The sequence below is a fragment of the Chelativorans sp. ZYF759 genome, from assembly GCF_012911015.1.
Classification (GTDB): domain Bacteria; phylum Pseudomonadota; class Alphaproteobacteria; order Rhizobiales; family Rhizobiaceae; genus ZYF759.
Genome location: NZ_WVVV01000005.1, coordinates 117,896 through 130,831, shown reverse-complemented (window position 1 = coordinate 130,831; position 12,936 = coordinate 117,896). Strand labels below are relative to the sequence as shown.

Here is a 12,936-nt window from a genome sequence, read left to right as displayed (position 1 = left end):
CCGCATTACGCGTTCAAAGCCGCGTGAGCTGTTCGTCCTCACCAGCGGCGAGCCGGTCCAGCACGGACATGGCCAGCGCCAGTTCATCCGGCGCGATCTTGGTCGTGAAGTGATCGTTGACGGCTTCAATCGACGGACGCGCGGCTTCCAGCAGATCGCGCCCGAGCGGGGTGACGGACACGGTCCTGCCCCGTCCGTCCGCATCGCTGCCATTGCGTGCAACCATGCCCTTGGCCTCCATCTCGCGAAGAAGCCGCGACGTGGCAGGCCTAGTGATGCCGATATAATCCGCAAGGTCGGAAGGGGTCGTGACACCCTCCTCGCCGACGCCGGTGAGCACGCACCACATCAGCCGCGTCAGGCCCTGTTTGGCGATCAGGCCCTCGAGCCGGGACTGCATGATGCGCGACAGGCGCGAGACCCGGTAGCCCAGTCTTTGGTGCAGCTGAAAATCCGTCATCATTCCTCCCGCTTCCGGAGAATGGGAGCAATTAGTTACCGATGTCAACTAAGTAGTTGCCACCGGTAATCGGGCACCATGACCCTCGCCGGAGCGTTCAGGCTGTTCGCCGACGCAGCAGGTAGATGTCCATGATCCAGCCATTTTCGGCGCGGAGTTCGGCGCGGCGTGTTTCGATGGGGCCGGCCAGGTCGCGGAGCGGGCCGGCCATGATGGCCTCCTGCGCCATGCCCACATAAGCCCCCCACCAGATGTCGAGCCCGGCGGGATCAAGGCAGGTGAAGGAGCACTCGCCATCGAGCATGACGGCAACCGTGTCCGCGCCGTCGGGAAAACCCTCCTCGCGCAGGCGGCGGCCGGTCGTGATGACGACGGGCTTTGCGATCTCGTTGAGCGGGATGCCGTGTGCTGCCGTGAGCCCTTGCAGCGAGGTGACGCCGGGGATGATCGTGAGTTGCAGATCCACACGCGTCGACAGCCGCTCGGCGATACGGATCGTGCTGTCATAGAGCGAAGGATCGCCCCAGACGAGAAGCCCCACCCTGCCGGCAGTTCCATGAGCCGAAATCGCCTCCATCCAGCGTTCGGCGATCTCGTCGTGCCAGGCGTCGACACGCTGCCGGTAGGAGATGATGGCCTCATTGCGCACCGGCATGTCGAACTCGACAATGCGGGTGGTCGCGCCCAGATGTTCCTCGCAGATGCCACGCCGCAGATCGGCGAGGTCTTGCCTGTCGGCCCCCTTGCGCGGCAGGAGGATGAGATCGCAGTCGCGCATCTCGCGAATGGCCTGCAGGGTCAGGTGCTCGGGATTGCCGGTCCCGATGCCGATGAGCTTGAGTTCCAAGAGCTGTACCTCCGGTCCACCGCGGATAGCATGGCGCTTAGCCCCCCGCCACGCCAGCCTCCGCAAAGGTGGCCATCCCGTTGTGGCAGGCCACCGCCGAGCGCAGGACCGACACCGCCAGCGCAGCCCCCGAACCTTCGCCAAGCCGCATGCCGAGCGACAGGAGCGGTGTCTTGCCGATGGCCGCCAGCAGGCGCTGGTGCCCGGGTTCGGCTGATACGTGACCGGCGACGCAATGATCCAAGGCTCCGGCGAAGGGGTGCAGCACGGCGGCCGCCGACGTACAGATGAAGCCATCGAGAATGACCACGATGCGCCGTGCGCGCGCTTCCAGGACAGCACCGCAGATCGCGGCCTGCTCGCGCCCACCGAGCGCGGCGAGTGTCGCCAGTGGATCACCGATCGCTGCACGGTTGGCTTCCACCGCGCGGTCGACGACACGTGCCTTCAGCGAAACGCCTTCGGTATCCGCACCAGTGCCCGGCCCGGCCCAGTCCGCCCCGTTACCGCCAAAGACCGCACAGGCCAGCGCGGCTGCGATGGTCGAATTGCCGATCCCCATTTCGCCGAGAACGAGAAGCTGCGCTTGCGGATCGACGGCTTCTGCCCCCTGGCGCAGGGCATCGAGTGTTTCCGCCTCGTCCATGGCGGGTCCCTGGCTGATATCGCCTGTCGGCCGATCGAGCTCCAGGGCGATTACCCCCAGGTCGCAACCATTGGCCAGGCAGAGCTGGTTGATCGCCGCGCCGCCATTCTGGAAATTGCCAACCATCTGCGCGGTGACTTCCTGCGGGAACGGATTGACCCCTTGTGCGCAGACGCCGTGATTGCCGGCAAAGATCAGCGCCTGGGCACGATCGAGGATCGGCTTTTCGCGCGCCTGCCAGCCGGCCAGGAACACCGCCAGATCTTCCAGCATCCCGAGCGAGCCCGGCGGCTTGGTAAGTTCCAACTGACGTTGCCGCGCGGCTTCCATGGCCGAAGCGTCGGGGCCACGAAGATCGGAGAGGCTGAATTTCAGTTCGGCGAAACTTCCTGTCGGCAGGCTGGCAGCCATGGTGTCCTCTCATCTCGGAGTTGGGAAGAGATGTACCTTGTGGCAGATTCGCCTGCTGCATGAAGGACGCTCCAGACATCGTCCCCGGCTTTTCGTATTGGCTCAGGCAAATGCGAAAGTTGCCTGCATGCCCACCTCCCCGGATGGCGTCAGCGCTTCGACTAGTCCTCCGCCCTCGCCGTCCGGCTGCCCCCTCAGCCGGACGGGCCAGCCGAGAAAGAAGGGCCGCATGGCCCGGAAACGGAAGCTCCGGATGGCACGGCCGGCTTCCTCTTCCGCCAGCCGGCACAGCAGCGTTGCCAGAAGCGGGCCGTGGACGACGAGATCGGGATAGCCCTCTTCTTCTCTCGCGTAGCGCTGGTCGTAGTGGATACGGTGGCTGTTGAAGGTCAGTGCGGAATAGCGAAACAGGAGAACCGGATCGATTTCCCAGTCGCGCTGCCATGCCGCATCCGCCACCGTCTCGCTTGCCCCCGGGGCCGGAGTCGGGCCTCGATCTTCGAGATAGATCAGGTCGCGTTCCTCGCTCAGGCAGAGCTGACCTTCCTGGCGATACTCGTACTCCACGCGGACCACCACCAGGCGACCGCCAGCGCTGGCCTTGTCCTCGACGGCTGCGATTCGTTCCAGTTGCTCGACCTCCCCGCCAATCGCCAGCGGGGCGTGCTGAACCATGCGCCCGCCGGCGAACATACGTCGTGGCAACGATATTGGCGGCAGGAAGACTCCGCGCTGGGGATGGCCGTCGGGAGATGTCGCCGATCGCGGTGTCGTCTCGCGGAACAGCGCGAAGTGGAACGGCAGTGGCAGCGGCGCGCCGGGCGCGGCATCAAGCTCAAGATCAAGTGATGCCGCGAGGGCTTCGACGCGCCAGGGTTCGACGGTGTCTTGCGCACGGCGCGACCGCCCTACATAGGCTGCGTATTCGGTTCCTGACAATTCGCCCTCCCCATTCACGAGACCGCATTGTGGGTTGGACGGCGTGCGGAGCGCAAGCAGCGAAGCGTCAGATCAGACCATGATCGACGACGGCGCGGGCCAGCCTGCGGTAGGCGGCGATGTTGGCGCCGCGAACATAGTCGACCTCCGCCGTCGACTTGGCCGTGCCGCGATTGGCCTCCTCGCAGATCAGCCTGTGGATGCCGACCATGATGTCGCGAAGCAGGCCGTCGACCTCCTCGGCCGGCATCGAACGGAAGGCCGCGTTCTGGCGCATTTCAAGGGCCGAGACCACAACTCCCCCGGCGTTGGACGCTTTTCCGGGTGCATGGAGAACTCCCGCCTTCAACAGAACCGCCGCGGCCTTGTTGGTCAAAGGCATGTTCGCGCCTTCGGCGACAAAGCGGCAACCGCCTTCGACGAGCGCGCGCGCATCGTCCGCATCAAGCTCGTTCTGGGTCGCACAAGGCAGAGCTATGTCGCATTCGATTTGCCATGGCTTCTTTCCGGGCAGATATTCGAATCCCACGCGCTTTGGCGGCGTGTCCACGGACTGGCCGGCATCGGCACGCGCGGTGATCCAGTCCAGCGCTTCGACGCTCAACCCATCTTCAGCGGCAATAAGGCCGGAAGAATCGCTCAGGCTCACCACCGTCGCACCAAGTTGCATGGCCTTGCGCGCCGCGTGACGCGCGACATTACCTTTGCCGGAGATCGCCACCCGCTTGCCCTCGATCTCCTCTCCCGCACGCGCGAGCATGGCGCAGACGAAATAGACAAGCCCGTACCCCGTCGCCTCGACCCGCAATTCGCTCCCGCCGATGCAGAGCGCCTTGCCTGTGATCGCGCCCTCCGCCTCGCCGGTAGCCCGCTTGTAGGCGGCCGCCAGATAGCCGATCTCCCGCGTTCCCACGCCGATGTCGCCGGCCGGCACGTCGCGCGAGGGGCCGATATAGCGGACGAGTTCGCCCATGAAGGCCTGGCAGAACCGCATGATTTCGGCATCCGAATGGCCTGAGGGATCGAAATCCGAGCCCCCCTTGCCTCCGCCGAGCGGCAGATCGGTGAGGGAATTCTTGAAGGTCTGCTCGAAGGCCAGGAATTTGAGGATCGAGCGTGTCACCGAGGGGTGAAAACGCAGCCCGCCCTTATACGGCCCCATCAGGTTGGAATGCTGCACCCGCCAGCCGCGATTGAGCCGGATCTCGCCCTTGTCATCGGCCCACTCAACGCGGAAGGCGATGACGCGGTCGGGCTCCGCCAGCCGCCGCAGGACGCGGGCGGCCGTGTACTGCGCATCGGCCTTCTCAACCGTGATGACGGCCCGCACGACTTCTTCGACGGCCTGGAGATATTCCTCCTCGCCCGCGTGCCAGGCGGCGATCTCGGACATCAATTCGCGCGTCAGCGCGGCCGCGCGGTCGGACATGGAAGACCTTTCTAGTTAAGCACCACGGCGAAGAGCACCGCACACAGTACGGTGAAGCCGGTCAAAAGGATTGCGATGGCAAGCGCGATTTGCGGACGCATGAGGCTCTCCGTCAGACCATGTCGAAGATTTCGGAATCGATGTGCGTGAGCGGTGCGCCAAGATCGGTCAGCGCCTTCCGGGCGGCATCGGTCATCGGTGTCGGTCCGCATAGAAAATAGCGGAAACCCTTACGATCGGCCGGGAGGTGGCGTTCCATGATTTCCTTGTCGAGATAGCCCTCCTCGCCGTCCCAGTCATCGGGCGTTTCCTCCAGAATGTGAACCACCTTGAGGTCGATCTGCCCGCTTAGCGTTTCGAGCTCGTCACGAAAGGCGGCGTCATCCCAGCTCGAATTGGCGTAAAAGAGCACTGCGGGCCGACGGTCATTGCGCGCCTGCATGGCGTGGAGATTGGACATAATGGGCGTGATACCGACGCCGCCTGCGATGAGGACGAAACCTGTCGCGTCGGGATGGCTGTCGATCGAGAACACACCGTAGGGACCATCGATATAGGCGGTGGCGCCCTTTTCGGTCCCCACGGCCCGTTCCGAAAAATCGCCGAGCGGCTTGATGGAAAGCATGATGTTCGGCCCCTGCTCCGGCGCGTTGGAGATGGTGTAGGGATGCTCGCGCAGGCCGAAGGGCGAATTTTCCAGGGTAAGCCAGACGAACTGTCCCGGTTTCCATTTCGACAACGCCCTGCCCTGGGGCTCGAAGACCAGCGAATGAACCCCACCATGGCGCTCGATATTGTCGACCACTTTCCACGGATTGTTGCGCTGCTTCCACGGCTTGCCCAGTCGCACCCAAAGCAGCAGCACGAGCCAGCCCAGCGTGACCCCCAGCCAGAGCGCGCGCTGGTCGGCCGCGGCCGTAAAACGGCCGACGCCGAGCACATGCGCGACGGCTGCGCCGAAGCCTATGACGGCAAGGGCCACGTGCAGGTAACGCCAGAGCTCATATTCGAGCTTCAGCCACTTGCGGAATTCGGAGCTGACCACGAGCACGATGAAGCAGCCGAGCGCCACGCGGCCCGATGTGAGTTCCCAGCGTGCTTCCAGCGGATTGAGCACGCCAAGTGCCGGCTCGTACCAGATGTAAAGGATGGCGAAATGTCCGAGCATCACCGCAACGGCACCGATCGCCAGATAGCGGTGGAACAGATAGATAATGTCGACGCCGAAAGGATGCGTCATGCGCCTGAATCGGGCCGTCAGTGCGAATTGGAGACTGGCCAGCGCAAGTGCACCGAAGCCCAGGCCCATCGAGAAGTCGAACAACAGCGCATGCCCCTCGACCCGCTCTCCCGACAGGAGAACGAGGAAGGGCAGTGCAACCGCCACGAAGGCGGCGGCAATCCAAAAGATGATCTTCAAACTCATCGCGACTTCATATCCAGGCCTTCTGCGAAACGGGCCTGTCCGCGTTTGGTTGCCTTTGCGAGGCCGCAACAGCGCGATCAGTCCTCCGACAGACCGAACATCGTCACCCCGCTTCCGACCTGACCGGCGGGCGAATCCGGCCGGCGCGCAAAGGCCGGTGTCAGCGTGGTGAAGGCCTGCCAGCTTTCCGCGGCTGCCTCGCTTTCGCCTCGGTGATGCTGGCCCCGGTAGGCGGCATAGATGCGACCGGCGTCGACATAGCCGAGCCGGTCTTCGTCGAGACCAGCCAGGTAGGGATCGGAGGAAGGGGCAAGAGCCTCGGCGAGCAACCGATAGAACCCGTCCCTCTCCAGGCCGGTGACCCAGCGGGCACTGCCTGTCAGCACCGCGCGGTGGGTTCGCGGCGCCTGATACTCGATGATCGGCCGGTTGTCGGTGTTGATCGCGGCATCGCCAAAAAGGCCGCTTCGGGCGTTGCCGGCATAGAGTTTGAGCCCCATCGCCTCGAAATAGGCATCCGGCATGTCGGGGTTCGTCGCCGTGGCACGCGCATTCTCGCGCAGGACCGAGATGTCGAGCGGGGCCTCGTCGGTCGACCCCACAAGCGCAAGAATCGACCGCTCCGCATAGAGATCGCCGCGCCAGAGCGTCAGCTGCGGGAAGACCTCATTCATGGTGCGCGCGATGATTTCGAGCTCCGCCATGGACACCTGATAGAGCGGCACCCACTGGACATAGAAGCCGCCCTCCTTCAGGCGACTGGAAGCGATGCGGTAATGTTCCAGCGTGTAGAGATTGCCCGTGCCCGCCTTCCACGGCGTGAAGAGGTCGGCGATGATGGCATCGTAACGCGCCGTACTGCGCGCCAGGCAGTGACGCCCGTCCTCCGCATGGATGGTCACGCGCTCGTCTTCGAAGAGTCCGTTGGTGTAGGAGCCGAAATGCGCCTCGGCGAGTTCCACGACGTCCGGCAGGATCTCGCAGACCGTCACGCGCTCGGGATCCAGAAACAGCGCCGCCCCCGCAGTGATGCCTGTTCCCATGCCGAGAAAGAAAATCTCCCGCGGATCGGGATGCGCCAGCAGCGGGATCAGCGTCTGGTTGCGCTCCGCGATCATCGCGCCCGATCCGCCGAGCGTGTAGTAATTGTTGACCCGTATCGCCAGATTGCCCTCGCGCTCAATGACGGCGGTGTGTGCTGCGCGCCCTTCGCGCATCTCCACGAGGTTTTCGCCGCGCATGGGATTGATCCGGATCGTCTCCAGTTCGGGCGGAACGGTCACCACGAATATGGCCGCAGTGATCGCAAGCAACATGCCCGGCGCCTTCACGCTCAGCCTGATGTTGCCCATGATGCCAAGCGTCGCGGCGCCCAGCACCAGATAGACGGCAGCGAGCAACTGCAGGGACTGCCACGAGCCGAACACCGGCAACAGCGCGAAGCCTGCCAGCAGCGCACCGAGAATGGCGCCTGCCGTGTTGACGGCAATGAGACGGCCCAGCACCGCTCCCGGAGCTGCTCCCTCCCCCTGCATGAGCCGCAGGAGATAGGGAAGCACAGCGCCCAGCACCACGCCAGGCAGGAGCATCACGATGCTGGCCGCCTCGAGGACGGCGAGGACGTAGCCGAGGAAATCCTGTCCATGCCCGAGATAGCCGAGCCCGCCGGTCACGGCATGAAAGAGCCAGGGCGTGCCCGCCACGACGAGCGCGGAACCGAACAGCAGAAGGCTGAGCACATGGCCGGGGTGGAAGACCTTCTGGCGGGCCAGCCAGTTGGCGAGCCCCGCACCCAGGGCAAGCGCCGCTAGAAATGTCGTGAGCACGAGCGAGTAGGTGTAGACGGAGTTCTGCAATACCTGTGCGAAGAGGCGGGTCCAGATCACCTCGACTGCCAGTGTCACGACGCCCGACAGGAAGGCCACGGACCAGATGAGGAACGGAAGCCGGCTCGCGGAGGCGGCTTGCCTCTGCTGCGTCGCCATCGGAAGCACGCGCCTGGCCAGAACGACCGCCGAAAGACCGACCAGCAGATCCATGCCGACCGCCAGCAGATAGGCACCTGAATAGCCAAGCGCCATCGGCAGGACGAAGCCAGCGACGAGAGCACCGGTGGCGCCGCCGGCGGTGTTGATTGCGTAGAGGCGCGACCCCTGGCGTCCGAGTTCGTCTCGGGCGCGGACCACGTGCTGCCCCATCAGCGGCAGCGTTCCGCCCATCAGGAAGGCAGAGGGCATCAGGATCGTCGCGGCGACAAGCGCCTTGAGAAACGTTTCGAGCACCGGCGAAGCGCCCATCGCGGCGTAAAGCGTCGGGTAGATCGCGAAATAGATGTCGGCCACCAGGAAATGCCCCAGCGCGGTGATGGCCACGCCGATCTCCAGAAGACCGAAGGTCCTGAGCGGTCGCGGTGTCTGCCCGGCCCGCGCGCCCCAGAACCAGCCGCCGAGCGCAATGCCGGCAAAGAAGATGGCGATCGTCAGCGCAGCCGCTTCCGCGGTCGATCCGAAGAGCAGTCCCAGTTCGCGCACCCACAGCACCTGGTAGATCAGGGCGGCTGCTCCGGAGATGAAGAAGAGGATGGCGAGAAGGGCCGAGTGGTTCATGGCAAAGGGAGTCCGGGAAATCTGGGGGCGTTATTGTTGCGAAATTACAGGTGACACAAGCCGCATCATGTCGCCGCCGGCACGGCCTCGGGATCGAAGACCCAATTCAGCAGCCCGGCCGTGACCGCGATCGCCAGGCCTGGCCAGAGCATGAGCATCGGCGAATCGAAAACGAACATCCGGTACTCGAACAGCATGCCGCCCCAATCCGGCCGGGTCGGATCCGCCCCCAGCCCGATGAAGGCGAGCGCCGCATAGGCGATGATGGCCTGTCCGGCATTGCTGCCGACATAGGCAAACAGCACCGGCGCGGTGTTGGGCAGAATGTGGCGCAGCGTCATGGCGGCAGTTCCGGCACCCATCGCCCGCGCCGACAGCACGAAAGGCTGGCCGAGCAGACGCCGCGTGAGGGAATTCGACAAGAGCGTGTAGGGTCCGAGACCCGCCAGTCCGAGCGCCACGCCCGCACTCGTCGGCGACAGCCCCATGACCGCTGCCATTGCCAGGGCGACGATAAGCGTGGGGACGACGATGAAGGTCTCGGCAATCTTGACGATGACAGCCTCGCCCCAGCCGCCCATCAATGCGGCGACGGTGCCCAGCAGCGAGCCGCCCACCAGGCCGATCGCGCCTACGATCAGCACGACGAGTGCGGAGCGCCATCCCGCCACCATCATCCGCGAGAGAAGATCGCGCCCGAGATGGTCGGTCCCCAGCGGATGGGCCACCGACGGCGTGGCGTGCCGCGCAAGCAGATCGATCGCATCGGGATCGTGTGGCTGCCACACCCCGCCGAGAAGAAGCAGCATGAGCAGGCCGCCGAGAAGAAGGGAGCCTTTCATGCGTGCCTCGGATCGAGCCGGCGCATGGCAAACTGCAGGATTGCGTTCATCAGCAGCATCCATCCGGCGACGACCATCACATAGGCGATAAGCACGTGATAATCGCGAACCGCGATGCTCTGCACCAGGAACTGGCTGATGCCCGGCAGGCCGAACAACACCTCCAGCGTGGCGGTCGAGCCGATGACCCAGCCTGCTTCGGAACGGACCGCCGCGAGCAGCGCGAAAAAGGCGCTACGGTGGCAATGATGCCAGAGCGCCTGATGCCGCGAGAGACCCTTGGCCAGCGCGGTGCGGAAATGCGGCCGGCTCGCCTGCTCCAGCATGTCCTTGCGATAGACGCGCGAAAGCACCCCCATCGAATGCAGTGCGATGATGGCAGTGGCAATCGCGACGATGCTCGGTCCACCCGAGAAGGGCCGCACGATCTGGAGATGGACACCCAGAAGCCAGATCGCCACGAGACCGATCCAGAACGCCGGTACGGCCTGCACGGAGATGGCAATGAGCCGGCTGAAGCGGTCGGCGAATCCACCCGGTCGCTGGGCGGCGGCCAGCCCGAGTGGCACCGAGAGCGCGATCGCCAGGAGGAGACCCGACACGCCGACGCCAACCGACAGGGGAAGTCGGCGCAGGAACTCCGTCAGCACCGGTTCGCCAGTGCGGAAGGACAGTCCCCAGTCGCCGGCCACGAACCCGGTAAGCCAGATCACGTATCGTTCAGGCAGGGACCGGTCGAGGCCCCAGTTCTCGCGCAACGCGGCCACTGTTTCTTCCGTGGGCGCGAGGTTCCAGGCGCGGATCGCGATCATGACCGGGTCGGCCGGCATGAGCGCGATCAGCAAGAATGCCCCAAGCGACACCGCCAGCAGGCTGGCGAGCGCGCGAATGCCGCTCCCTATTGCCAGCCGTGCCATGTTTCCCTACCGACCTTGGCCGATCTCGGCGCGCAGGACGTGATAGTCCGAGCCCCAAGGTTCGTATCCCGCCAGCCTCTCCGAAAGCCCGACATGCCATTGCGGCGAGACGAGGTAGACGACCGGAACGGTCTCGAAGAGACGGTCCTGCGCGTCGAGTGCCAGTTCAGCACGCAATTCCGCATCCTCCGCCTCTACAAGACGGTCGAGGATTTCGTCGAATTGCGGATCCGCGTAGCGGCTGTGATTGATCGGCCCGCCGCTTCGGAGCATGGAAGTGAAATAGAAGGCAGGGTCGCCGGAAGGCGCGGTGTGCTGGGCCCAGAGGAATATGTCGAAGTCGCCGTCGGCCGCAGCCTCGCTGACATTCTCCACCACCCGCGTATCGACCTCGAAGCCGAGACCGGTCAGATGCGCGCGCACGACCGGCAGCATGGTCACCAGATCCGGTCGCTGCGGATAGGCAAGGATGCGCACGGACAAGCGCTCGCCATCACGTTCCAGCACGCCATCACTGCCGGCACGATAGCCGGCGTCGGCAAGCAATTCTGCGGCCGCCTCGACGTCTGAGGGGCGCGGGTCGGCTGGCGCGAAGCGGAAATAGGGCGCGAAGGCGCCCGTCGCCGGCACGCCGCCATTAATGGCCGCCACGAGTTGCTCGCGGTCGATGGCAAGGTCGATCGCCTGCCGCACGGCCTCGTCCTGCAGCGCGGGCCGGTCCAGATTGAGGATCGCCATGTATTGATAGCCAACCGTGAACGACTTCACCTCCAGCCCCGCCTGTGCCGCCAGCCGAGGCGCCATCTCGGAGGGAAGCCCGAAGGCCAGATCGAGTTCCCCAGCCTCGAAGGCGAGCGCCAGGGTCTGCGCATCGCCGAAGCGGCGCAGCGTCAGGTCGGAGCGCGCATCCGCCCCCTCGAAATACGGATTGGCGACCAGCTCGATCCGGTCGTCGGGATGGAAGGATTCGACGGCATAGGGGCCGGTGAAGACCGCTTCGCCATCATCATCGAGCGTGTAGGCGATCAGCGGCCATTCGGCGAACAGCGCCTCGATATAGGCCACGGGCCGCTCCGTCTGGACTGCCAGCGTGTGATCGTCGAACGCCGAGAACTCGATCATGCCTCCCGTAGAGCGCGCGGTAGAGTTGTTGGCGAATGTATTGGAAAAGCCTTCTGCCAGGGCTTCAGCAGTCACAGGTCTTGCATCGGAAAAGTAGCGACCCTCAGCGAGTTTGACATGCCAGGTCAGCTCATCGATGCGCTCTGCCCGCTCCGCCAGTTCCGGCACGAGACGCCCTTCGGCGTCGACCATGAAGAGCTTTTCCCCGATGCCGTGGCTGACCAGCGACCAGCCATTGGACCCGCGCGCCGGGTCGAGCCCGCTGGCCAGGAAGGTCGCGCCGACCTGAAGCTTGTCCTGGGCGATGGCGGCGACCGGCGCAGTGGCGGCGAAAGCGGCTGTCAGCAGCCCTGCGAGAAGTCTTGTGTGCTTGTCATGCATGAATTTCGTCCTTTTCTCGATAAGGCGTGGCGGAGTCGGCGTGCGGATCGCGCAGCCGTTGCTTCCTGCCGGTCGGTGGATATGCGTGTTTTTCAACGACCCGTCCGCCGAGTAGATGTTCCTCAACGATGGCGTCGATGGCGGCTTCGGTGACGCCCCCATAATAGGTTCCTTCGGGAAACACCTGCAGCACCGGCGCGAGACTGCACGGGCCGAGACAGGTGGATTTGGCCGTCATCACGCCATCTCCCGTCACGCGCAGCTTGCGCCGTTCCTGACAGTTGCGCAGGTGGCCCCAGATCGCGTCCGCGCCAGCCTCGTTGCAGGCACGCCCCGCACAGACAAGGACGCGGCGTTTCTGTGCCGGCACGATCGAGCCTTCGACCGCCAGCGGGCGGCCAGGTTCGGGAATGATCTCCACACGTTCGTCCGTCAGCACGGATTCAAGCAGGGTTTCGAGCGCCGGGCTCTCCGCAGGCCCACTGGCGATACTTAGGCGTGGCCACCGACCGGGAACTTCGCCTTGCCAGCGTCGCAGGCATCGGACGAGCCAGTTTCTGAAGCCGGGCTCGATCGGCAGCATCAGCGGCACGAGGGTGATCTCCGCCAGCCCCTCGCGTCTCAGTTCGAGCAGCCGCTCCAGCAGCGAAGGCGTGCCCTGTTCGATGAAGCAGAATTCGGCCCGGTCGACGCCCGGCAGGCGACCAGCGCGTGTCGCGATCCGGGCCATCTCTCGATGCGGGGCGGCGGCGAAGGCCGAGCGCGCGACGAGCAGCACCGCGCGGCCGCCATGCCCGGCAGATGCCTGATCAAGTTTGCCGGTCCTGGTCGACTGCATCATCGCTTCTCCTCAGTGCGGATGGGAGAAGCGGAAACCACGAGCGAAAAGACCTGCCGGCAGGCAGACTTC

At 64.9% G+C, this 12,936-nt stretch carries 11 protein-coding genes; all 11 read right to left on the bottom strand.

Annotated elements, in window-relative coordinates:
* Nucleotides 1-13 precede the first annotated feature (13 nt).
* On the bottom strand, nucleotides 14-460 hold the full coding sequence (locus GRZ55_RS10145; RefSeq protein WP_169286794.1) for a MarR family winged helix-turn-helix transcriptional regulator: 447 nt from the start codon (nucleotides 458-460) through the stop codon (nucleotides 14-16).
* A 97-nt stretch (nucleotides 461-557) separates the two neighbouring features.
* On the bottom strand, nucleotides 558-1,307 hold the full coding sequence (gene cobF / locus GRZ55_RS10140) for a precorrin-6A synthase (deacetylating) (RefSeq protein ID WP_246734656.1): 750 nt from the start codon (nucleotides 1,305-1,307) through the stop codon (nucleotides 558-560).
* Nucleotides 1,308-1,344: 37 nt separating this feature from the next.
* Nucleotides 1,345-2,364 (bottom strand): nicotinate-nucleotide--dimethylbenzimidazole phosphoribosyltransferase, encoded by a 1,020-nt coding sequence (gene cobT, locus GRZ55_RS10135; protein ID WP_169286793.1) that lies wholly within the window; start codon nucleotides 2,362-2,364, stop codon nucleotides 1,345-1,347.
* 102 nt (nucleotides 2,365-2,466) lie between these two features.
* Nucleotides 2,467-3,303 (bottom strand): MaoC family dehydratase N-terminal domain-containing protein, encoded by an 837-nt coding sequence (locus GRZ55_RS10130; RefSeq protein WP_169286792.1) that lies wholly within the window; start codon nucleotides 3,301-3,303, stop codon nucleotides 2,467-2,469.
* A gap of 67 nt (nucleotides 3,304-3,370) precedes the next feature.
* Entirely contained in the window at nucleotides 3,371-4,696 is a 1,326-nt protein-coding gene (gene gdhA, locus GRZ55_RS10125) for an NADP-specific glutamate dehydrogenase (protein ID WP_368856607.1), read from the bottom strand.
* 148 nt (nucleotides 4,697-4,844) lie between these two features.
* Nucleotides 4,845-6,158 (bottom strand): ferric reductase-like transmembrane domain-containing protein, encoded by a 1,314-nt coding sequence (locus tag GRZ55_RS10120; protein ID WP_169286790.1) that lies wholly within the window; start codon nucleotides 6,156-6,158, stop codon nucleotides 4,845-4,847.
* A gap of 77 nt (nucleotides 6,159-6,235) precedes the next feature.
* The gene (locus GRZ55_RS10115) at nucleotides 6,236-8,764 is read right to left on the bottom strand and encodes a fused MFS/spermidine synthase (RefSeq protein WP_169286789.1); all 2,529 of its coding nucleotides are present in this window, start codon (nucleotides 8,762-8,764) and stop codon (nucleotides 6,236-6,238) included.
* A 65-nt stretch (nucleotides 8,765-8,829) separates the two neighbouring features.
* The gene (locus GRZ55_RS10110) at nucleotides 8,830-9,606 is read right to left on the bottom strand and encodes an ABC transporter permease (RefSeq protein ID WP_169286788.1); all 777 of its coding nucleotides are present in this window, start codon (nucleotides 9,604-9,606) and stop codon (nucleotides 8,830-8,832) included.
* Nucleotides 9,603-10,523 carry an ABC transporter permease gene (locus GRZ55_RS10105; protein WP_210257303.1) on the bottom strand — a complete coding sequence of 307 codons (921 nt, stop codon included), beginning with the start codon at nucleotides 10,521-10,523 and terminating at the stop codon, nucleotides 9,603-9,605. The genes GRZ55_RS10110 and GRZ55_RS10105 overlap by 4 nt, the downstream gene beginning before the upstream one ends.
* 6 nt (nucleotides 10,524-10,529) lie before the next feature.
* Complete coding sequence (locus tag GRZ55_RS10100) at nucleotides 10,530-12,026, bottom strand: ABC transporter substrate-binding protein (protein ID WP_169286787.1); 1,497 nt, start codon at nucleotides 12,024-12,026, stop codon at nucleotides 10,530-10,532.
* On the bottom strand, nucleotides 12,019-12,867 hold the full coding sequence (locus tag GRZ55_RS10095; RefSeq protein WP_246734655.1) for a (2Fe-2S) ferredoxin domain-containing protein: 849 nt from the start codon (nucleotides 12,865-12,867) through the stop codon (nucleotides 12,019-12,021). Before GRZ55_RS10095 ends, GRZ55_RS10100 begins: the two co-directional genes overlap by 8 nt.
* Nucleotides 12,868-12,936: the final 69 nt, after the last annotated feature.